Consider the following 20,388-nt stretch of genomic DNA (forward strand, 5'->3'; position numbering starts at 1 on the left):
TGGTGAGAGGCGCGGCGCCGGATCCCGTACGAGTGTGGGCCGTACGGGAATACGCGGGGGCCGCCGCACACCCCGGGCCGCCTGCCCGGGGTCGGGACGTCGGCGGCCCCCGCGTAGGACGCGACCGGACCCGGCCGTCATCCGGCTGGTCACCGCCGCGTCGGGCGTCTTCGGGCCGGGAGCCGCTCCGGAGGTTCCGAGACGCCTGCTGGGCATCGGCGGAGGCCCGCCCCTGGACGGGCCCCCGTTACCGATACCTCCACTCTCCCCGATCCTTGTTAACCGGGTGCTGCGGCTGTGTGAAACCCGCGTTCCAGCTCTGTGAACCGGCTCCCGAAGGTGCTACGTGCCGCCACCCGCGATGAACGGGAGGTGCTACTTGCCGCCGCCCGCGAGGAAGGAGAGCAGGTCCTGGCGGCTGACAACGCCCATGGGCTTCCCCTCCACCAGGACGATCGCCGCGTCCGCCGCGCTCGCCGGGTCGCTCAGCACCGCCATCAGATCGGAGACCGGCTCACCGGAGCCGACCTGCGGCAGCGGGGCGCTCATATGCTTCTCCAGCGGGTCGGTCAGGGCGGCCCGCCCGGTGTAGAGGGCGCCCAGCAGCTCCCGCTCCACGACGGAGCCGATGACCTCGGCGGCCATCACGTCCGGGTGCCCGGCGCCCGGCTTCACGATGGGCATCTGGGAGACGGCGTACTCCCGCAGCACCTCGATGGCCTCGCCGACGGTCTCCTCCGGGTGCATATGCACCAGGCTGGGCATCTTCCCGCCCTCCTTGTGCCGCAGGACGTCCCCGACGGACGCGGCGGGCCCGGCCTCCTCCAGGAAGCCGTAGTCCGCCATCCACTCGTCGTTGAAGATCTTCGACAGATAGCCGCGCCCGCTGTCCGGCAGCAGCACGACCACCACATCGTCGGGGCCGAGCCCCTCGGCGACCCGCAGCGCCGCCACGACCGCCATCCCGCAGGAGCCGCCGACCAGGAGGCCCTCCTCCTTGGCGAGACGGCGGGTCATCTGGAAGGAGTCCTTGTCGGAGACCGCGACGATCTCGTCCGTCACGCTTGCGTCGTAGGCGGTCGGCCAGAAGTCCTCACCGACGCCCTCGACGAGATACGGACGGCCCGAGCCACCGCTGTAGACGGAGCCCTCCGGGTCCGCGCCCACGATCCGGACCCGGCCCTCGCTCGCCTCCTTGAGGTAGCGGCCGGTGCCGGAGATGGTGCCGCCGGTGCCGACGCCCGCGACGAAATGGGTGATCTTTCCCTCGGTCTGTTCCCACAGTTCGGGACCGGTGGTCTCGTAGTGCGAACGGGGATTGTTGGGGTTGGAGTACTGGTCGGGCTTCCATGCCCCCGGGGTCTCCCGGACCAGCCGGTCGGAGACGTTGTAATACGAATCCGGGTGCTCCGGGTCCACGGCGGTGGGGCAGACGACGACCTCGGCACCGTAGGCGCGCAGGACGTTGATCTTGTCGGTGGACACCTTGTCCGGGCAGACGAAGATGCACTTGTAGCCCTTCTGCTGGGCCACGATCGCCAGTCCGACACCGGTGTTTCCGCTGGTCGGCTCCACAATGGTGCCCCCGGGCAGCAGAGCGCCGCTCTCCTCCGCCGCCTCGATCATGCGCAGGGCGATCCGGTCCTTGACCGAGCCGCCGGGGTTGAAGTACTCGACCTTGGCCAGGACGGTCGCCTGGATGCCCTCGGTCACGCTGTTCAGCTTCACCAGCGGGGTGTTGCCGACCAGGCTGATCATCGAATCGTGAAAGCGCACAATTGTTCTCCGGGGTCTCCGACTGAAAGGTGCTGAGAGGGTGCGCTAAAGCGTATGCGGCCACGACCGTGATTGGGCGGTGCCGGTTACCGGGCAGTTAGCTCTTGACGGCCGGAGACGACTGGAGGTGAGCGGTGTCGGGAGCGAGAGTGGCACGGCGGATCGCCGCGGGCGCGGCCTACGGCGGTGGCGGCATCGGTCTGGTCGGCGTCGCGGCGGTGGGGCTCGTGCTGGCGGAGGTCCAGCTGGCGAAGCGCTCGGTGGGCGGCGGGGTCGCCCCGCTCCCGCCGCGCGGCGACGGGCTCTACGGACTGGCCTTCGGCCGCACCGGGCCGCTCTTCCTCGGCCTGCTCGGCGACTCCACGGCGGCCGGACAAGGCGTACGCCGGGCCGGCCAGACCCCGGCGGCCCTGCTGGCCTCCGGCCTGGCGGCGGTCGCCGAGCGCCCGGTGGACGTGGTCAATGTCGCCCTTCCGGGGGCCCGCTCCGACGATCTCGACCGCCAGGTGACGATGCTGCTGGCGGACACCTCCCGGCTGCCCGACGTCTGCGTGATCATGATCGGGGCCAACGATGTCACGCACCGGATGCCGCCGACGGAATCCGTCCGGCATCTCGCGGCGGCGGTCCGGCGGCTCCGCACGGCGGGCGCGGAGGTCGTCGTCGGCACCTGCCCCGACCTGGGCACGATCGAACCGGTCTACCAGCCGCTGCGCTGGCTGGCCCGCCGGGTCTCCCGCCAGCTGGCCGCGGCCCAGACGATCGTCACCGTGGAGCAGGGCGGCCGGACGGTATCGCTGGGCGATCTGCTGGGGCCGGAGTTCGCGGCGAATCCGCGCGAGATGTTCTCCGTCGACAACTACCACCCCTCGGCCGAGGGGTATGCGACGGCGGCGATGGCCATGCTCCCCACGGTCTGCGCGACCCTCGGCCTCTGGCCGGAGGCGGACCGGCTGGAGGCCGCCCGGGACGAGAGCATGCTCCCGGTGGCCAAGGCGGCGGCCACGGCGGCCCAGGAGGCCGGCACAGAGGTCACGGCGGCCCGCGCCCCCTGGGCCCTCCTCAAACACCGCCGCCGTCGCCGCCTCCCGGCGGACCGCTCGGCGGAGCCCCCGGCCGGGGCACCGGAGGACCCGCCCGGCCCCCCGGAGCATCCGGCGGGCGGCACTCCCCCGAAGCCGGACTCCCACCGGATGCGCTTCCGGGCACATCGCGGCTGAGGAATTCCTGGGAACCGTCAGGACGCACTGCTTCCCGCCACCTTCGGCGGGAAGCAGAGTTCCCTGTGACGACTTTCCGTGCAGCACACATCATCACCGTGTGATCAGCGGTGCCGGCATACATCAGCGGGTAACGATGTCCTCCGATTGGCCTCTACAACCAACCCCGGAGGAATTCCCCCATGCGCGCTGCTTCCATCCTGGCGTCCGGTGCCGCACTCGCCGCTACGGCGCTCCTGACCGCACCCTCCGCCCAGGCGGCACCGGCACTGGACGCCGGGCCCGCCGTGGCCTTCAGTTGCGGTACCGGCGGAACGGCGACCTGGCGGGCCGACGAAACGGTCCTGGTGCGCTCCGTGGCATCCGAAGGCGGAACAAGCTGGGGGCAGGTCAACCAGGGGAGCACCAGGACGGGCTGTGCGGCGTACGTCATCGGAAACAGCTACTCGAGTTGCGGCACGCTCTCGAACCGATGGGTCGCGGTCAACTGGAACGGACAGAAGGGCTACTCCAAGCAGGCCTGCATGACCAGGCTGTAAGCCGTGACGGGATGAGCGGAGGCGGCGATGGGCATGACCCTCACGGCCTGTGCAGCCCCTGATTCGCGCCTGCCGCGCTTCCGGGCGGGCCGGGGCTGAGCGTTCCCCGGGCGGTCGGGGCCGGAGGAAACCTCAATGCACAGGCCCCGGCCCGTGCGCCGTACGGGTGCCGGTGGCTTGTCGCACCGGCCCCCGCTGGCGGGAAATAGGCTTCCGGCAGATGACTTTCCGTGCAGCATGCACTATCACCGCGTCATCAGAGGTGCTCCCACCTGGGCCCGAGTGACCATGGACCGCCACATGGCCCGTACATCCACCTCTGGAGGATTCCCGATGCGCTCACGCGCGATCCTGGCCGCCGGTGCCGCTCTCGCCGCCGCGATAACCCTGATGACCCCGTCGGCCCAGGCGTCCACGGCCACCGTGCCCGACCCGGAAGTACCCGCCCCCTTCTACTGCATCATCGGCACCGAGCGCTCCTGGCAGGCGAACTACCTGACCGACGTCAGGAGCACGCCGAGCAACTCCGGGCGTTATCTGGGCTCCATCCCGGTCGGGGGCCGCCGGACCGGGTGCAGCGTGCCGACGAACGGCAACCCCGCCGGCCAGTGCGGCGGCGGCGACCAGTGGGTGATCATCAACTGGAGCGGGCACAAGGGCTACGCCCCGGCCAGGTGCATGCGGCCCGTATAAACCCGGGAAGACTTCCCCGGGCCGGGCGGCGCGGCCCGGGGAGCAGGCGACGAAGGGGCGGGGTAGCCCCCTGGGGAAAGTACTGAGCGGGCGCTTAGAATTGAGGCGACCGTCACACTCCGGCACTCGTGACCCCGCTGCTACCTGGCGGTAGCTTCCATCGAGTCCGCCCCCTCCACCTGGAGCCGTGATGCCCGAAGCCGTCATCGTTTCCGCCGCCCGCAGTCCGATCGGCCGGGCCTTCAAGGGCTCCCTCAAGGAGCTGAGGGCCGACGATCTGACCGCGACGATCATCCAGGCCGCCCTGGACAAGGTCCCGGGCCTCGACCCCGCCGAGATCGACGATCTGATGCTCGGCTGCGGTCTGCCCGGTGGCGAGCAGGGCTACAACCTGGCCCGGATCGTCGCCGTACGGATGGGGCTCGACCACCTCCCGGGCTGCACGATCACCCGCTACTGCTCCTCCTCCCTCCAGACCTCCCGGATGGCGCTGCACGCCATCAAGGCCGGGGAGGGCGATGTCTTCGTCTCGGCCGGGGTCGAGATGGTGTCCCGCTTCGCCAAGGGGTCGTCGGACGGACTGCCGGACACCCAGAACCCCCTCTTCGCCGAGGCCCAGGCGCGGACCGCCCGGGTCGCGGAGGGCGGGGCGGACGAGTGGCACGACCCGCGCGAGGACGGGCTGCTGCCCGACCCGTACATCGCCATGGGGCAGACCGCGGAGAACCTGGCCCGGCTGAAGGGCGTCACCCGCCGGGAGATGGACGAGTTCGGCGTACGGTCGCAGAACCTCGCGGAGGCGGCCATCGCGGCGGGATTCTGGGAGCGCGAGATCACCCCGGTGACCACCCCGGACGGCACCGTGGTCAGCCAGGACGACGGCCCCCGCGCGGGCGTCACGCTGGAGGGCGTCGAGGGCCTGAAGCCGGTGTTCCGCCCGGACGGCCTGATCACCGCGGGCAACTGCTGCCCCCTCAACGACGGCGCCGCCGCCCTGGTGATCATGAGCGACACCAAGGCACGGCAGCTCGGCCTGACCCCGCTGGCCAGGATCGTCTCCACGGGCGTCTCGGCGCTCTCCCCCGAGATCATGGGCTACGGCCCGGTGGAGGCGTCGAAGCAGGCGCTGGCCCGGGCGGGGCTGACGATCGGCGATATCGACCTGGTCGAGATCAACGAGGCCTTCGCGGCACAGGTGATCCCCTCCTACCGCGACCTCGGGATCGACCTCGACAAGCTGAACGTCAACGGCGGCGCGATCGCGGTGGGCCACCCGTACGGCATGACCGGCGCCCGGATCACCGCCACCCTGATCAACAGCCTCCAGTTCCACGACAAGCAGTTCGCGCTGGAGACGATGTGCGTGGGTGGCGGCCAGGGAATGGCGATGGTCCTGGAGAGGATGAGCTGAGCGGTAGCGGAGGGTAGGGGTCGCCCGAGGAACGAGGGCGGCACCTGCCCACAGCGGACGCGAAGCCCATCCCGACCAAAAACACCAGAGGATGAGCTGAGCGGTAGCGGAGGGTAGGGGTCGCCCGAGGAACGAGGGCGGCACCTGCCCACAGCGGACGCGAAGCCCATCCCGACCAAAAACACGCGCGGATACGCAGTAGCGGAGGGGCTGGTCCGGCGCGGAAACAACCGCGTTCTCCAGCCGTGATGGAAACTCACCCAGGCTGTGACCTAACCCCTCCCTCTGCTACATTTCCGCAGGTCAGCGGCGTCTACACGATAAACCCCGGGCCAAAAGTCCTGTCCAATTCGTGACGTATTGCACTGACAGGACCGGCACCACCCTTGCAAGCTGAGGTAGGAAGTCGGGGGTGTCGACGAAACCGGGAGTACGCCAGTGAGCGCCTTGTCTCTTGCTCTGCTGCTGACCACGGCCGCTGCCACGGCCGTGGGCGTCGCTGCTCTGCATGCCGCCCACGGGCTGCGCCGCCAGGTCACGGCTCTGCGCACCGAACTGTCCGCCGTCACCGTCGCCGCCCGGGCCACCGCCACGGCGGCCGCGACCGCCGCCGCCTCCGTGCCGCAGGCGCGGCACACCCCTGCCTCCGAGATACGCGCGGCCGTCGCCGAGGCGCTGGCCGAGGAGCGGGAGCGGGAGCTGGCCGAGGCCCGGGCCTTCTGGGCCGCCCAGGAGGCCAGGGACGCCGCCGACGCGCCCGCGCCGCTGGTGGGCGGGGTGTCGGCGCCCGGGTCGGCCGGGGCGCCCGGTGACGAGCTGCCCTTCTTCGTACCCCGGCAGGCGGATCTCGTCGGCCTGGAGGCCGTCGACTACGACATGGCCGAGGCGCTGGAGGAGCTGGCGGAGCTCGCCGATATCGCCGAGGCGCCGGACGCCCCCGAGTACCCCGAGGACTCCCCCGAGCTGGCCGCCGCCCGCCGCCGGCACCCCTCGCACCCCGACTTCGTCCCGGCGCAGTCGCCGGCCCCCACGGACCACGAGAGCACGGTGGCCCGGCTGGCCGAGCTGGCGGAGGCGCGGACCGAGCTGGCCGACGTACGGCCCGGACCGCTCGGCACGCTCGACGTGTACGTCTTCGTGGACGGTACGACGCTCTGTATGACCCCCGGCCACCGGGAGACCGCCGAGCGGCTCGCCCGGGCGCTGCGGGGCGGCGACACCCCCGTACTGCTCGGCGGGTCCGGGGTGTTCGGCGCGTACGCGCTCACGTTCCTCTGCGGCGAGGAGCCGGTCTACGTCCTCGCGGACCGGGTCATCGCCTCCCTCTAGCCTCCCCGGCCCCGGGCCGGGCCCGGCGCCCGCTCAGGGAAAGGCGCGGCGCTTCGCCGCCAGCACCAGTGCCACGGCCTCGTCCAGGATCAGATCCGGGTCCGCCGCTCCCGCGGCGGTCCCCGCGGACGGGGCCGTTCTCAGTGCCTCGGATCTCAGCGCCTCGGAGAAATCCGCTCCGGCCACCAGCACTTGGTCCGCGACCGCGAACAGACCGGCGTCGGGCATCGTCCGGGGCTCCCGGTCCGGCTCCTCCAGAAGCTGGGCACGCCGTGCCAATTCCCTGGCCAGTGCCAGTCCTTCCGCCGCCGCTCCGCGCGCCAGGCGGCTCTGGGGGGCCGCGCGCAGGGTGTCGGCGAACCGGTCGACGGCATCGAGCAGGGGGGTCGTATCAAGCACAGCGCAGCCTATGCACACTCCGCGGACTGTTGCCAATACGCGAACCCTCGGGCACGGTGTCGGGAAGGAGCACACGCGCAACGCGTCCGGAGGCGCCGATGTCCCCAGCCCCTGTCTTCTCCGAAGAGACCCACCGCAATCTGCTCTCCCGCATTCCCCATTGCACCGGCCGTGAGATCTCGGAATGGCTGCACACCGTCGAGGAAGGCCCTTCTCTCATCCGATTCGAGGAGAAGGTGAGCTGGCTCCGGAGTGAGCACCAACTGTCGTACGGCCACGCAAAGGCGATCATCCACGAGTACGACCTCCGGCGGGCCGCGCGCAGACTCCTCTAGGCGGCGCCCGCGGCGCCCCGGGAGGGCCCGCGGAGCGACGCCGAGCGGCAGTACCGGGCGGAGCAGTACGGATCAACGGGGAACGGGGAAACGGAAAGGACCCGCGGGCTTGCGCCCGCGGGTCCTTCGTCAGCCGGCGGTCACCGTGGTGACCTGCGGACCGGTCAGTCGTCGCCCTGGAGGATCGACAGCACCCGGAGCATCTCCAGGTAGATCCACACCAGCGTCATGGTGAGGCCGAAGGCGGCGAACCAGGCCTCCTTGCGCGGCGCGCCGTAGGTGATCCCGTCCTCGACCTGCTTGAAGTCGAGGGCGAGGAAGCAGGCGCCGAGGATGATGCCGATGACACCGAAGAGGATGCCGAGGCCACCGCTGCGCAGGCCCAGACCGTCACCGCCGCCGATCAGGGCGACGAGGAGGTTGACGGCCATCAGCAGCATGAAGCCGATCGCGGCGCCGATCACAAAGCCGTAGAACCGGCGGTTGACCCGGATCCAGCGCATCTTGTACGCGACCAGCACACCGGCGAAGACCGCCATGGTGCCGAGCACGGCCTGGGCGACGACGCCCGGGCTGATGTAGGTGCTGACGGCGCTGGAGATCACACCGAGGAAAACGCCCTCGAAGGCCGCGTAGGCCAGGATCAGCGCCGGGACGGGCTTGGCCTTGAAGGACTGGACCATCGCCAGGACGAAGGCCACCAGCGCGGCGCCGATCGCGATCCCGTACGACTTGCCGAGGTTGTCCTCGTCGACCGGGAGCAGCATCCACGCGAGCGCGGCGGTGACCACGACGGTACCGAGCGTCATCGCGGTGCGCGAGACGACGTCGTCGATCGTCATGGCGCCGGAGCGCTGCTGCTGGCCGCTGTCGGGCTGGGCGTCCGTCGGCGCGTACGGGTTGGTGGCGTACGGGTTGCCGGTGGTGGTGCCCTGGGCGTAGGGGTTGCCGGTGCCCTGGGCGTACGGGTTGGTTCCTACGGCGGCGCCCCCGGCCTGCGGCTGCGCGTTGAAGCCCGCCATGCCGTTGTCGCGGCTGAACCCCCGTCGCGAGAAGACCGGGTTACTGCTCCTCATTTCACTCCTTCATGGCCGCCCTGCGCGGCCTTAGCGACAAGAGTAATCGGAGGGCAAAGATCAGGCCCTCGTGCCAACGGAGGATCTTTCCGGATCGTGACCCTTTTCTCAGATCTTTTTCACCGGCCGGGCCGCGTTCCGGGGCCGGCCGGCGGGCAGCCCTCGGAGCCGTAGAGGGGGACGCCCCGCCGCCAGACCTCGCGGACGGCCCGGATCGCGGTGACGGACCGGGTGGGGTCGCCGTCGACGAGGAGGAGATCGGCCCGGAGCCCGGGCGCTATCCGGCCGCGGTCGGTCAGGCCGAAGCGGCGGGCGGGGGCGGCGGTGCAGGCGGTGAGAGCGGCGGCGGGGGTCAGTCCGGCGGCGGTCAGCAGCTCCAGCTCCCGGTGGAGCCCCTCGCCGTGGCGCGGCGCGAAGGGTGTGGCGTCGGTTCCGGCGAGCAGCGGCACGCCCGCCCGGTGCAGGGCCCCGGCGATGCCCGCGGCCCGGGCGGCCCGGCGCGGGTCGGCGGCGTGGATCACCTCGGTGTAGGCCAGCGTGGTGATGACGAAGACCCCGTGTCCGGCGGCGCGGCGGATCAGCCGGACGGTGGCGGGGTCGTCCGGGGCGGTGTCGCTCCAGACATGGCCGAGTCCGTCGACCCCGGCGTCCAGGGCGGTCGCCGCGTCGGCGGCGGAGGCGATGTGCGCGATGGTGAGGAGCCCGGCGCCGCGGGCTGCCCGGACGAGGGCGCGGGCGGTGGGGAGGCCGAGCGTGGGGACCGGATGGGCGGCGCCGGGCGCGGGTTCGCCGTCGTCGATCACGATCTTGAGGTAGTCGCTGCCTGCGGCGGCCCGGGCGGCGACGAAGGCGGCGGCCCCGGCCGGTCCGGTGAGGGTCTCGAAGGGTTCGGTGGCGTCCTCGGGGCGCGGCAGCAGATGGGCCACGTCCCGCATCACCCGGAGGGGGTGGCCGCCGGGGGCGGTCGCGAGGGTGCCGGCGCTGCGCAGGTCGGCGACGTCGTCGCGTTCGGCGGCGAGCCTGCGCTGCCGGGCGAGGTTGGCGGGCAGACAGAACATGTCCAGCTCGGTGGTGACGCCGTGGCGCAGGGCTTCGGCGAGGGAGCCGTCGAAGGTGTGGGTGTGGGCGTCGACGAGCCCGGGGAGCAGGGTCCGCCCGGCGCCGTCGACGACGCTGCCGACGGTGCCGGCGGCGATGGGGCCGGCGGCGGGGCGGCCGGGCGGGGCGGGGTCCGCGGCACACCCGGAGCAACCGGAGCAACCGGCCGGACCGGCGGGACCGGTGTCGACCGCGGTGATGGTGTCTCCGTCGACGAGCACGGTCGCTCGTTCCGCGGTGCGCCGCCCGTCGAAGAGGCGTACGTCGTGGATCAGGGTGCGCATGGCTGTCTCCCGGTTCGCCGTACCAAGATAGTTCGCCAGCGAATAGTACGCCGGATAATTATCTGGCTGACTATCACCCGGGGGCCGCCCTTAGACTCCGCCCCATGAACGACGCCACCCCCGGCCGCCCGGACGACCACCCCGACGGCCGCCCGGCACCCGGGCCGCCGGACCCCGCCGGGCGGCTCGTGGCGGACTGGCGGCGGGAGCGCGCCGACCTGGATGCGGACGGCGCCGCCGTCATCGCCCGGCTCTGCCTGCTCGCCGAGAACGTCATCGGCCCCGCGGGCGAGGCCGCGGTCCGGCGGCACGGTGTCGGCCGGGGCGAATTCGACGTCCTCGCGACGCTGCGGCGGGGCGGCGAGCCGTACACCCTCAGCCCTTCCGCGCTCGCCGCGGCCCTGACGACCTCGCGGGCGGGAACGACGAAACGGCTCGACAAGCTGGAGCGGGCCGGACTGGTGGTGCGCGGCGCCGACCCGGAGGACCGGCGGGGGTTCCGGATCACCCTCACCGCGGAGGGGTGCCGGGTGGCCGACGCGGCACTCACCGATCTGACGGAGGTGCTCGGCGGCTTCGCCCGGGCGCTCACCGAGCAGGAGCGCGCTTCGCTGGACCACGCCCTGCGCACCCTGGCGGACGCGGCGGACGCGCGGCGCGACGGCCGAGGCTGACGACTGACAGCCGACGGAAGCCCCTGGGCTCATTCGGGATTCAACGAAACTCGGGGTACCCCCGAGGGCGGCAGTGCCCGGAGCCGGACTCGAACCGGCACGCCCTCTCAAGGGGCAGCGAGGTTTAAGCTCGCCGTGTCTACCGTTCCACCATCCGGGCCTGGTGAGCGGCTGCGCTACGGGGCATGAGCCTAGCCTCGGACGACCCGTCAGCGGCCGGACCGTGGCCCGATGTTGTCTGATTTCATTACTGACTGAGAGGGCGTCAGCGCAGGTCAGGGCCGTGCGTCTGCACATGTCCCGACAGATGGTCACTCTCACGACTTCATGCGATTGACGGAAAGTCGACGCCCGTGCCCCTTACCGGCGTACGCCCCGCGCTACGGACCGCGGAAAGCGCCCCGGAAGTGCGCCCCGCACCCCCCGTCGTCCACCGGACGGGCGATCGGTCTCCGGCGCGGGGTCATACCCAAGGAGGAGGCTCGGGGGGCCGGGTGCGACCCAAGACGGCCCCGGGAACGGGCACGGGGACTGACGTCCGGGCCCCGGGGCAGACGAGACGATATTGACGTCCCCGAACGACATCCCGACAGGAGCCCTCCCTCGTGACCACCATGCACCTCACCCACCGCGCGGCCGCCGTCGCCGCGCGTGCCACGGACCTGTCCAAGGTGTACGGACAGGGCGAGACCCAGGTCGTCGCGCTGGACAACGTCAGCATCGACTTCCGCCAGGCCGAGCTGACCGCGATCATGGGCCCGTCCGGATCCGGCAAGTCCACGCTGATGCACTGCGTGGCCGGTCTCGACACCTTCAGCTCCGGCTCCGTCCGGATCGGGGACACCGAGCTGGGCAGCCTCAAGGACAAGCAGCTCACCCAGCTCCGCCGGGACAAGATCGGCTTTATCTTCCAGGCCTTCAACCTGCTGCCGACGCTGACCGCGCTGGAGAACATCACGCTCCCGATGGACATCGCGGGCCGCAAGCCGGACCAGGCGTGGCTGGAGAACGTGATCAACATGGTGGGCCTCTCCGGCCGTCTCGGCCACCGGCCCACGCAGCTCTCCGGCGGTCAGCAGCAGCGCGTCGCCGTCGCCCGCGCGCTGGCCTCCCAGCCGGAGATCATCTTCGGTGACGAGCCGACCGGAAACCTCGACTCGCGCTCCGGCGCCGAGGTGCTGGGCTTCCTCCGGAACTCCGTGCGCGAGCTGGGCCAGACCGTGGTGATGGTGACCCACGACCCGGTGGCCGCCTCCTACGCGGACCGGGTCGTCTTCCTGGCCGACGGCCGCATCGTCGACGAGATGCTGGACCCGTCCGCGGACGGCGTCCTCGACCGCATGAAGGCCTTCGACGCCAAGGGCCGGACGAGCTGACCCAGGCCGCCTCCCCGCCCGGCTCTCACCACAGGACTGAATGACAATGCTCCGTACCGCTTTGCGCAATGTTCTTGCGCACAAGGCCCGGCTGCTGATGACCGTGCTCGCCGTGATGCTCGGCGTGGCCTTCGTCTCCGGCACCCTGGTCTTCACCGACACCCTCGGCAACGCCTTCCGCAAGCAGTCGGCGAAGGGCTTCGAGAAGATCGCCGTCCAGGTCGAAAGCCCCACCTGGGGCGAGGGCGAGACCGAGTCCGGCCTGCCGGCCGGCACGCTGGCCCGGATCCAGGGCCTGCCCCAGGTCGCGGAGGTCACCGGCCGGGTCACCGGCTTCGCCGGTGTCGCCGACCAGAAGGGCAAGCTGATCGGCAACGGCTGGTCCAACACCGGCAGCAACTTCGCCCCCGGCAAGGACGGCAAGGACCCCTCGTACGACTTCACCGAGGGCAACGGCCCGGCGAACGCCGGGGAGATCGCCCTCGACAAGGAGACGGCGAACAAGGGGAAGTACAAGGTCGGCGACAGCATCCGGGTCGCCACCAACGGCCCCGTCGCCGAGTACACCCTCTCCGGTGTCTTCACCACCGAGCTGGGTTCGGTGAGCGCGGGCGGCAGCATGGTGCTCTTCGACACCGCCGTGGCCCAGAAGCAGTATCTGAAGCCGGGCTTCTTCAGCACCCTCACGGTCACCGCCAAGGGCTCCGCCACCGACGAGCAGGTCCTCGCCGCGGTGAAGCCGCTGCTGCCGGAGGACGCCAACGCCCAGACCGGCACCAAGCTGGCGGCCGACGAGGCCGACATGATCAAGCGCGAGCTGAGCGGCCTCAGCACGATGCTGCTGGCCTTCGCCGGAATCGCGCTCTTCGTGGGCATCTTCCTGATCGCCAACACCTTCACCATGCTGGTCGCCCAGCGCACCCGTGAGCTGGCCCTGATGCGCGCCGTCGGCGCCTCCCGCCGCCAGGTCAAGCGCTCGGTGATCCTGGAGGCCGGTCTGGTCGGCGTCCTCGCCTCCGCCGTCGGCTTCGGCCTCGGCCTCGGCCTCGCGGTCGGCCTGCGCTCGCTGATCGGCTCCATCGGGGCCAAGATCCCCAACGGTCCGCTGATCATCTCCCCGACCGCGGTGATCTCCGCCGTCGCCGTCGGTGTGATCGTCACCGTCCTGGCCGCCTGGCTGCCCGCCCGCCGGGCCGCGAAGATCCCGCCGGTCGCCGCCATGAGCAGCGTCCACGCGGTGGCCTCCGCCAAGTCCCTGCTGATCCGGAACATCATCGGCAGCGTCATCACCGCGGGCGGTCTGGCGCTGATCGGCGCCGGTGCCGGTGCGAACGACGGCACCAACGGCCGGATCATGATCGCCGTGGGCGCGTTCTTCGCCCTGATCGGTGTGATCGTGCTGATCCCGCAGCTGTCCCACCCGCTGATCGCGATGGTCCGCCCGCTGATGGTCCGGGCCTTCGGGGTCTCCGGCAAGCTCGCCGCGCAGAACGCGGTCCGCAATCCGCGCCGTACCGGTGCCACCGCCTCCGCGCTGGCCATCGGGCTGACCCTGGTCACCGGTCTGACCGTGATCGGAGTGACCGTCGGGCAGGCCATCGACCGGATGACCACCGACAACATCCGGGCCGACTATCTGGTCTCCATGTCCAGCGGTACCCCGCTCGACGTCTCGGCCGTGGACGCGCTGGGCAAGGCCAAGGGTGTCGAGGGGCTCTCCCGCAAGCAGATCAGCAACGCGGAGATCAAGGGCTCCGACCAGATGATCACCGGGGTCGACGCGGCGGACTTCGACAAGGTCTTCAGCATCAAGACCGTCTCCGGCTCCCTGAACACCCTGGCCCAGGGCCAGCTGGTGGTCGAGGAGAAGACGGCCGACAAGCAGAAGTACAAGGCCGGGGACAAGCTGCCGCTCGTCTTCGAGCGCGACGGCAAGAAGACCACGAAGACCATGACGGTCGGCGCGGTCATCGCCGAGAACGAGCTGTTCTCCTCCTACGTCGTCGACCACAAGGTGCTCTCGGCCTTCGAGGAGAAGCCCCATATCCCCGAGGTGTGGGTGAAGATGGCCGGGGGTGAGACCAAGGCCAACGAGCAGGCCCTGATCGACTCCCTGGGCAACAACCCGGCCATGTCGGTCATGGACAAGCAGGACATCCGCAACTTCTTCGGCGGCATGATCAACACGATGCTGAACATCATGTACGGCCTGCTCGCCATGGCGCTGATCATCGCGGTCCTCGGGGTCGTCAACACCCTGGCGATGTCGGTCTTCGAGCGCCAGCAGGAGATCGGCATGCTGCGGGCGATCGGCCTGGACCGGCGCCGGGTGAAGCGGATGATCCGGCTGGAGGCCGTGGTCATCTCGGTCTTCGGCGCGGTGATCGGTGTCGGCCTCGGCGCCTTCCTCGGCTGGGCGATCGGCGAGACCTTCAGCAGCTCCATCCCCAACTACGAGCTGGTGATCCCCTACGGCCGGATCGCCGTCTTCCTCCTGCTGGCCGGAGTGGTGGGTGTGCTGGCCTCGCTGTGGCCCGCCCGCAGCGCCGCCAAGCTGAACATGCTGACGGCCATCAAGACCGAGTAGCCGGGACAGCCGGGCAGGACCGCCCGGCGGTACGGACGGGCGGTACGGACGGGGAGGGGCCCCGGGATCACAGGATCCCGGGGCCCCTCCCGTACGCCGGGTCCCCGCCGGCCGGCCGCCCGCCGGTCAGTTCCAGATACGTGCCCGCAGCGGCAGGCCCGAGGCGCCGTCGCCGGGCGTCCGTACCGCGAGGACCTGGTTCACCCCGATCCGGTTGCGCTCGAAGGAGAGCGCCGACGCCACCATGTAGAGCCGCCAGACCCGGGCCCGGCCGGGCGAGGTCAGCTCGGCCGCCCGCCGCGGCTCGGCCTCCAGCCGCGCCACCCAGCGGCGCAGGGTCAGCGCGTAGTGCTCCCGGATCGACTCCACGTCCCGCACCTCGAACCCGGCGGTCTCCAGCGCCGTCACCGTGGACCCCAGCGGAGACAGCTCCCCGTCCGGGAAGACATAGCGGTCGATGAACTCGTCCACGTGATAGGCCGCTTCGTCGGCCTCCGGGCGGCGGGCGATCTGGTGGTTCAGCAGCCGCCCGCCCGGCTTCAGCAGTCCGTGCAGCCGGGCCGCGTACTCGCCGTAGCGGGCCGCGCCGACATGCTCCGCCATCCCGATGGACGAGATCGCGTCGTACGGCCCGTCCCCGACGTCCCGGTAGTCCTGGACCCGGATCTCGATACGGTCCGTCAGTCCGGCCTCCGCGATCCGCTTGCGGGCATAGGCGGCCTGCTCGCGGGAGAGGGTGACCCCGGTGACCCGGGCGCCGTACTCGCGGGCCGCGTGGATCGCCATCGACCCCCAGCCGGAGCCGACGTCGAGCAGCCGGTCGCCCTCCGAGAGACCGAGCTTCCGGGCGACCAGGTCGAGCTTGGCGTGCTGGGCCTCCTCCAGGGTGGTGACGCCGTCGCCCCAGTAGGCGCACGAGTAGACCATGGAGGGGCCGAGGACGATCGCGTAGAAGTCGTTCCCCACGTCGTAGTGGTGGCTGACGGCCTGCCGGTCGCGGCGCCTGGTGTGCGAGGTGCCGCGCCGCCCGTGCACCTCCTCCGGGGGCGGCGGCGGGGGCGGCAGCAGGCCGCCCAGGAGGAACAGCTCCCGGACGGCGGACCGCACCCGGGGATCGCGCAGCCGCCGGAGCCCGTTCCAGCGGGGAGCGGCGGCCTCGGGCCCCACCGCCCACACCACCCCGGCGAGCGTCTCCAGCGCGGTGTAGAGATCGCCCTCGACATCCAGCTCCCCCGCCACCCAGGCCCGGGCGAGGCCCAGCTCGCCGGGGCTCCGGAGCAGGCGCCGCAGGGCCCGCCGGTGCCGTACGACGAGGACCGGTCCGCCCGGTGGCCCGGCCTCCGAACCGTCCCAGGCCCGGATCCGCAGCGGGAACGGGGTGCCCAGCAGGGACTCGGCGAGGGCGGTCAGCTTCGGCGCGACTCGGGTCATGGGCGCACACCTCCGTGGGTTCCCGCGTCCGGCGTCTGCGGACGCTGGGGTTGCCGGATTGCTGTCCGCCACAACAACCCGCCTACGGGGGGTGCTTCCCCGCCCGCTCGCCGTATGACCGGAAATACGCCCGTCGGCCCCGCACCGAACCGCCCGCACGGACGCGCCGGGGGGCCCGCGGCACCTGTTCCGGGTACGACAGAGGGGCCACCCGCACCACGGAGGCGGGCGGCCCCTCTGTTTCAGAGTGCCGTGGAGCGGGCCGGGCTCAGGAAGCCTTGGCCTTCTCGGGGGCGGCGGCGGCCGCGGGGGCGGGCGCCGGCTTGGCGGCCTCGTAGAACTCCTCGCGCGGGGTCTCGATCGCGCCGAGCGACACGACCTCGCGCTTGAGGAACATCTGGAGCGTCCAGTCGGCGAACACCCGGATCTTCCGGTTCCAGGTCGGCATGGCCAGACCGTGGTAGCCACGGTGCATGTACCAGGCGAGACGGCCACGGAGCTTGATCTTCATCTTGCCCATGACGATCATCGCAACGCCCTTGTGGAGGCCGAGGCCGGCCACGGCGCCCTTGTTGGCGTGGCTGTACTCCTTCTGCGGGAAGCCCCGCATACCGGAGATCACGTTGTCGCCGAGGACCTTGGCCTGGCGCAGCGCGTGCTGGGCGTTCGGCGGGCACCAGGCGTTCTCCACCCCGGCCTTGCGGGCGGCCACGTCCGGGACCTGGGCGTTGTCGCCCGCGGCCCAGATGTAATCGGTGCCCTGCACCTGGAGGGTGGTGGAGGTGTCCACATGGCCGCGGGGGCCGAGCGGCAGGCCGTAGCGGGCGAGCGCCGGGTTCGGCTTCACACCGGCGGTCCACACGATGGTGTTGGAGTCGACCTCCAGGCCGTTCTTCAGCACCACATGGCCGCCGACGCAGGAGTCCAGCGACGTCGAGAGGTAGATCTCGATGCCACGGCCTTCCAGGTGCTCCTTGCCGTAGGCGCCGAGCTTGGGCCCGACCTCGGGAAGGATCTTGTCGGCCGCGTCGACGAGGATGAAACGCATGTCCTCGCGCTTGACGTTGCGGTAGTACTTGGCCGCGTCGCGGGCCAGGTCCTCGACCTCACCGATGGTCTCGGCACCGGCGAAGCCGCCGCCGACGAAGACGAAGGTCAGAGCCTTGCGGCGGACCTCCTCGTCGGTGGTGGAGTCGGCCTTGTCCAGCTGCTCCAGAACGTGGTTCCGCAGGCCGATGGCCTCCTCGATGCCCTTCATACCGATGCCCTGCTCGGCGAGGCCGGGGATCGGGAAGGTACGGGAGACCGCACCGAGCGCCACGACCAGGTAGTCGAAGGGCAGCTCGTACGCCTCGCCGACCAGCGGGGCGATCGTGGCGACCTTGCGGTCCTGGTCGATCGTGGTGACCCGACCGGTGAGCACCTCGGCCTTCGGCAGCACGCGTCGCAGCGGGACGACGACGTGCCGGGGCGAGATGCTGCCGGCGGCGGCTTCGGGGAGGAAGGGCTGGTACGTCATGTACGAACGGGGGTCGACGACCGTGACGGTCGCCTCGCCGTAGCGCATCTTCTTCAGAATGCGCCGGGCCGCGTACAAGCCAACGTACCCACCGCCTACGACGAGGATCCTGGGACGCTCCGTGGTGCTCATGCCATCGAGTATCCACCCCCCTGGGAGGGGGTGCTCGTGAGCCCCTTCACAAGAACGGTGTCCCCCTCTGCTACACTGCGCGGCCCTCGTGATCCAGATGACATGGCAAAGGGGGAACCCGGCCGGTGGTCCAGTCGTTGGGAACCCCTCGTGAGCTGGACGCTTGGGCCTTGCGGAGGCGATTCCCCCGCATCTGGTTCACACGCCCGAAACAGGCCGAAGACCCCTATGTAAGGGTCCTGTCGGGCCCTTGGACCGGACGGAACGGGCCTTTCGGCCCTCCACCGCCCCCATCAGGCCCTTTTTCCTTGTGAAGAACTTCACGAAGTTGGTTTCCGGCCCCTCGCGGGGCGGTCCGGAGGCCTGCTTTATACGGGCCTTATGCCGGATTTATACGAGAGACCAGGCAATGCCGTCGAGGATGTCGTGCTCGCTGACGACCACCTCACGGGCCCCGGTCCGCTCCATGATCCCGAGCAGGACGAGCGCGCCCGCCACGATCACATCGACCCGGCCCGGATGCATCACCGGAATCGCCGCCCGCTCGTCATGGGTCGCGGCGGCCAGCGAACGGGTGATCTCCGCGACCGTCTCGCGGGAGATCCGCGCATGGTGGATCGCCGCCCAGTCGTAGCGGTCGAGCCCCAGCGCAATCGCCGCGACCGTGGTCACCGAACCGGCCAGACCGACCAGGACGGCCCCGCTCCGCAGCGGCACGGACTCCTCGGCCAGGTCGAGGGCCGCCTCGACGTCCGCGCGGATCGCCGCCAGCTCGGCGGGGGCGGGCGGATCGCTGCGGACATGCCGCTCGGTCAGCCGTACGCAGCCGATGTCGACGGAGCGCGCGGCCGCCACGTGCTCCCGGCCGGTGACGAACTCGGTGGAGCCGCCGCCGATGTCGACGACCAGCCGCTCCTCGTCCCCCGGCAGCTCCCGGGTGGCGCCGGTGAAGGAGAACTCCGCCTCCTGCGCCCCGGTCACCACCTCGGGCTCGACCCCCAGGATGTCCAGCACACCGCGGACGAACTCGTCGCGGTTCTCGGCGTCCCGGGAGGCGGAGGTGGCCACGAAGCGCACCCGCTCGGCGCCCAGGTCCTTGATGACGGCGGCGTACTCGCGGCAGGCGGCGAAGGTGCGCTCCAGCGCCTCGGGCGCCAGCCGCCCGGTGCGGTCCACCCCCTGGCCGAGCCGGACGATGACCATCCGGCGGTCCAGCTCGGTCAGCACTCCGGTGGCCGGGTCGAGATCCGCGACCAGCAGCCGGATGGAGTTCGTACCGCAGTCGACGGCGGCGACCCGGGTCATGCGGAGCCCTCCCCCGCGTCCGTACCGCACGGGCTGACACAGGGGCCCTTGGCCCACCACTCCGGCAGCATCGCGATGGCCTCGTCGCCCAGCGGGTTCACCCCGGGCCCGGCGGCCAGCGAGTGGCCGACCAGGACATGCAGGCACTTCACCCGGTCGGGCATCCCGCCGGCGCTCGGGAAGCCCGTCAGCTCCTCGATCTCGTCCCGGCGGGCAATGTAGTCCTCGTGCGCCGACCGGTAGGCGGCGGCCAGCTCCGGATCGGCGGCCAGCCGCTCGCTCATCTCCTTCATCACACCGTTGGCCTCCAGCGTGCCGATCGCGGAGGCGGCGCGCGGGCAGGTCAGGTAGTACAGCGTGGGGAAGGGGGTGCCGTCGGGCAGCCGGGGCGCGGTCTCGACCACGTCGGGCAGTCCGCAGGGGCAGCGGTGGGCGATCGCGCGCAGGCCGCGCGGCGGCCGCCCGAGCTGCTCCTCGAAGGCCGCGATGTCCGCGTCCGTGGGGGCGGTGTGCTCGGTGGTGGGAGGAGGGGTTTCCATGCCTGCCTTGGGTCCGGGTCGTTCCTGCTGGTGCTGCTGGTACTGCTAGTACTGCTGGTGCCGGGGAGAACGGGGTACGGGACGGCTCACTCGCGGTCCGCGGTGTCGACGCCCTCCCAGACGTTCGAGTACCAGGGCCGGTCGGCCGAGCCCTGGTCGGTGCGGCGCGTCTCGGCCGCCTCGGGGTCGATCATCGTATAGCCGGTCTCGCCGGGCTCCACGTAGTGCAGATGCTCCCGGGCCAGCTTCCTGATGTACATATCGTCCTGGAGCCGGGCCTTCTCGTCCCGGAGCTTCTCGACCTGCTCCTCGGCTTCCTTCCGCCGGTCCTGCTGCTCGGCGATCTCACCGCGCTGGGAGACGTACTGGCGCATGGGGTAGGCGAGGGCGACGACCAGGGAGCAGACGATCAGGGCGAGGAAGGCGGCCCGGCCGGTGAGCCGGGAGCGGCGGGCCTGCCGCTTGTTCTGGGAGCGGTAGACCCGGGCGGCCGTCTGCTCGCCGAGCAGACGCAGCCGGGTCGCCGTGGAGAACCGGTCGCCGCCGGATCCGGCACTCTTCCGGGCCATGCCGTCCGCCTCCCCTGCTCCGCGTATACGTGCACACGTCCCCGGACACGGTACGGGACCGCGGCCGGGGACGTGGCGCACGACGGGCGGCTACCG

At 71.3% G+C, this 20,388-nt stretch carries 18 protein-coding genes and 1 tRNA gene; 9 read left to right on the forward strand and 10 right to left on the reverse strand.

The genetic code is table 11. The annotated features are described in order from the left end of the window. Nucleotides 1-375: 375 nt before the first annotated feature. Entirely contained in the window at nt 376-1,776 is a 1,401-nt protein-coding gene (locus ACWDR0_RS14020) for a cystathionine beta-synthase (protein ID WP_456351911.1), read from the reverse strand. Nucleotides 1,777-1,925: 149 nt separating this feature from the next. On the opposite strand from ACWDR0_RS14020, the gene ACWDR0_RS14025 reads away from it, so the two are divergent. The 5 genes from ACWDR0_RS14025 to ACWDR0_RS14045 all read left to right on the forward strand — a co-directional run bounded on the left by ACWDR0_RS14025 (nt 1,926) and on the right by ACWDR0_RS14045 (nt 6,968). After that, entirely contained in the window at nt 1,926-2,996 is a 1,071-nt protein-coding gene (locus ACWDR0_RS14025; protein WP_456351960.1) for an SGNH/GDSL hydrolase family protein, read from the forward strand. A 182-nt stretch (nt 2,997-3,178) separates the two neighbouring features. Beyond that, on the forward strand, nt 3,179-3,535 hold the full coding sequence (locus ACWDR0_RS14030; RefSeq protein WP_456351912.1) for a hypothetical protein: 357 nt from the start codon (nt 3,179-3,181) through the stop codon (nt 3,533-3,535). Between the two features lie 333 nt (nt 3,536-3,868). Next, the gene (locus ACWDR0_RS14035) at nt 3,869-4,228 is read left to right on the forward strand and encodes a hypothetical protein (protein ID WP_456351913.1); all 360 of its coding nucleotides are present in this window, start codon (nt 3,869-3,871) and stop codon (nt 4,226-4,228) included. 190 nt (nt 4,229-4,418) lie between these two features. Further along, complete coding sequence (locus tag ACWDR0_RS14040; protein WP_456351914.1) at nt 4,419-5,639, forward strand: acetyl-CoA C-acetyltransferase; 1,221 nt, start codon at nt 4,419-4,421, stop codon at nt 5,637-5,639. A gap of 462 nt (nt 5,640-6,101) precedes the next feature. Beyond that, entirely contained in the window at nt 6,102-6,968 is an 867-nt protein-coding gene (locus ACWDR0_RS14045; protein WP_456351961.1) for a hypothetical protein, read from the forward strand. 33 nt (nt 6,969-7,001) lie between these two features. Here the strand turns inward: ACWDR0_RS14045 and ACWDR0_RS14050 are convergent, their stop codons facing one another. After that, entirely contained in the window at nt 7,002-7,367 is a 366-nt protein-coding gene (locus tag ACWDR0_RS14050; RefSeq protein WP_456351915.1) for a hypothetical protein, read from the reverse strand. 98 nt (nt 7,368-7,465) lie between these two features. Here ACWDR0_RS14050 and ACWDR0_RS14055 point away from each other — a divergent pair, with 98 nt between their 5' ends. Beyond that, a complete protein-coding gene (locus ACWDR0_RS14055; protein ID WP_456351916.1) occupies nt 7,466-7,702 on the forward strand; it encodes a DUF4287 domain-containing protein in 237 nt (78 codons plus the stop codon). A gap of 164 nt (nt 7,703-7,866) precedes the next feature. On the opposite strand, the gene ACWDR0_RS14060 is transcribed toward ACWDR0_RS14055, so the two are convergent. Both ACWDR0_RS14060 and ACWDR0_RS14065 read right to left on the reverse strand, forming a co-directional pair. After that, nucleotides 7,867-8,778 carry a Bax inhibitor-1/YccA family protein gene (locus ACWDR0_RS14060; RefSeq protein WP_456351917.1) on the reverse strand — a complete coding sequence of 304 codons (912 nt, stop codon included), beginning with the start codon at nt 8,776-8,778 and terminating at the stop codon, nt 7,867-7,869. Between the two features lie 119 nt (nt 8,779-8,897). Beyond that, on the reverse strand, nt 8,898-10,160 hold the full coding sequence (locus tag ACWDR0_RS14065; protein ID WP_456351918.1) for an amidohydrolase family protein: 1,263 nt from the start codon (nt 10,158-10,160) through the stop codon (nt 8,898-8,900). Between the two features lie 104 nt (nt 10,161-10,264). Between ACWDR0_RS14065 and ACWDR0_RS14070 the strand changes: the two genes are divergently transcribed. Then, a complete protein-coding gene (locus tag ACWDR0_RS14070; RefSeq protein ID WP_456351919.1) occupies nt 10,265-10,834 on the forward strand; it encodes a MarR family winged helix-turn-helix transcriptional regulator in 570 nt (189 codons plus the stop codon). Nucleotides 10,835-10,908: 74 nt separating this feature from the next. On the opposite strand, the gene ACWDR0_RS14075 is transcribed toward ACWDR0_RS14070, so the two are convergent. Further along, nucleotides 10,909-10,994, reverse strand: a tRNA-Leu gene (locus ACWDR0_RS14075). 454 nt (nt 10,995-11,448) lie between these two features. Between ACWDR0_RS14075 and ACWDR0_RS14080 the strand changes: the two genes are divergently transcribed. Further along, the gene (locus ACWDR0_RS14080; protein WP_456351962.1) at nt 11,449-12,210 is read left to right on the forward strand and encodes an ABC transporter ATP-binding protein; all 762 of its coding nucleotides are present in this window, start codon (nt 11,449-11,451) and stop codon (nt 12,208-12,210) included. Nucleotides 12,211-12,256: 46 nt separating this feature from the next. Then, nucleotides 12,257-14,797: an ABC transporter permease gene (locus tag ACWDR0_RS14085; RefSeq protein ID WP_456351963.1), complete on the forward strand. Its 2,541-nt coding sequence runs from the start codon at nt 12,257-12,259 to the stop codon at nt 14,795-14,797. A 126-nt stretch (nt 14,798-14,923) separates the two neighbouring features. On the opposite strand, the gene ACWDR0_RS14090 is transcribed toward ACWDR0_RS14085, so the two are convergent. The 5 genes from ACWDR0_RS14090 to ACWDR0_RS14110 form a co-directional block, all read right to left on the reverse strand. Continuing rightward, nucleotides 14,924-16,228 (reverse strand): class I SAM-dependent methyltransferase, encoded by a 1,305-nt coding sequence (locus ACWDR0_RS14090; protein WP_456351920.1) that lies wholly within the window; start codon nt 16,226-16,228, stop codon nt 14,924-14,926. Between the two features lie 268 nt (nt 16,229-16,496). Further along, complete coding sequence (locus tag ACWDR0_RS14095) at nt 16,497-17,879, reverse strand: NAD(P)/FAD-dependent oxidoreductase (protein ID WP_456351921.1); 1,383 nt, start codon at nt 17,877-17,879, stop codon at nt 16,497-16,499. Nucleotides 17,880-18,269: 390 nt separating this feature from the next. Beyond that, entirely contained in the window at nt 18,270-19,184 is a 915-nt protein-coding gene (locus ACWDR0_RS14100) for a Ppx/GppA phosphatase family protein (RefSeq protein WP_456351922.1), read from the reverse strand. Continuing rightward, complete coding sequence (locus ACWDR0_RS14105) at nt 19,181-19,723, reverse strand: DUF501 domain-containing protein (protein ID WP_456351923.1); 543 nt, start codon at nt 19,721-19,723, stop codon at nt 19,181-19,183. Before ACWDR0_RS14105 ends, ACWDR0_RS14100 begins: the two co-directional genes overlap by 4 nt. Before the next feature lie 86 nt (nt 19,724-19,809). Then, complete coding sequence (locus ACWDR0_RS14110; RefSeq protein WP_456351924.1) at nt 19,810-20,292, reverse strand: FtsB family cell division protein; 483 nt, start codon at nt 20,290-20,292, stop codon at nt 19,810-19,812. Nucleotides 20,293-20,388 lie beyond the last annotated feature (96 nt).

The sequence above is a fragment of the Streptomyces sp. NPDC003691 genome, assembly GCF_053981115.1.

Bases quoted from the DNA above. Each gene is read 5' to 3' on its own strand.
- ACWDR0_RS14080 (WP_456351962.1), top strand. From the start codon at position 11,449: ATGCACCTCACCCACCGCGCGGCCGCCGTCGCCGCGCGTGCCACGGAC.
- ACWDR0_RS14110 (WP_456351924.1), bottom strand. From the start codon at position 20,292: ATGGCCCGGAAGAGTGCCGGATCCGGCGGCGACCGGTTCTCCACGGCG.
- ACWDR0_RS14100 (WP_456351922.1), bottom strand. From the start codon at position 19,184: ATGACCCGGGTCGCCGCCGTCGACTGCGGTACGAACTCCATCCGGCTG.
- ACWDR0_RS14040 (WP_456351914.1), top strand. From the start codon at position 4,419: ATGCCCGAAGCCGTCATCGTTTCCGCCGCCCGCAGTCCGATCGGCCGG.
- ACWDR0_RS14030 (WP_456351912.1), top strand. From the start codon at position 3,179: ATGCGCGCTGCTTCCATCCTGGCGTCCGGTGCCGCACTCGCCGCTACG.
- ACWDR0_RS14055 (WP_456351916.1), top strand. From the start codon at position 7,466: ATGTCCCCAGCCCCTGTCTTCTCCGAAGAGACCCACCGCAATCTGCTC.
- ACWDR0_RS14070 (WP_456351919.1), top strand. From the start codon at position 10,265: ATGAACGACGCCACCCCCGGCCGCCCGGACGACCACCCCGACGGCCGC.
- ACWDR0_RS14035 (WP_456351913.1), top strand. From the start codon at position 3,869: ATGCGCTCACGCGCGATCCTGGCCGCCGGTGCCGCTCTCGCCGCCGCG.
- ACWDR0_RS14085 (WP_456351963.1), top strand. From the start codon at position 12,257: ATGCTCCGTACCGCTTTGCGCAATGTTCTTGCGCACAAGGCCCGGCTG.
- ACWDR0_RS14090 (WP_456351920.1), bottom strand. From the start codon at position 16,228: ATGACCCGAGTCGCGCCGAAGCTGACCGCCCTCGCCGAGTCCCTGCTG.
- ACWDR0_RS14095 (WP_456351921.1), bottom strand. From the start codon at position 17,879: ATGAGCACCACGGAGCGTCCCAGGATCCTCGTCGTAGGCGGTGGGTAC.
- ACWDR0_RS14065 (WP_456351918.1), bottom strand. From the start codon at position 10,160: ATGCGCACCCTGATCCACGACGTACGCCTCTTCGACGGGCGGCGCACC.
- ACWDR0_RS14060 (WP_456351917.1), bottom strand. From the start codon at position 8,778: ATGAGGAGCAGTAACCCGGTCTTCTCGCGACGGGGGTTCAGCCGCGAC.
- ACWDR0_RS14105 (WP_456351923.1), bottom strand. From the start codon at position 19,723: ATGGAAACCCCTCCTCCCACCACCGAGCACACCGCCCCCACGGACGCG.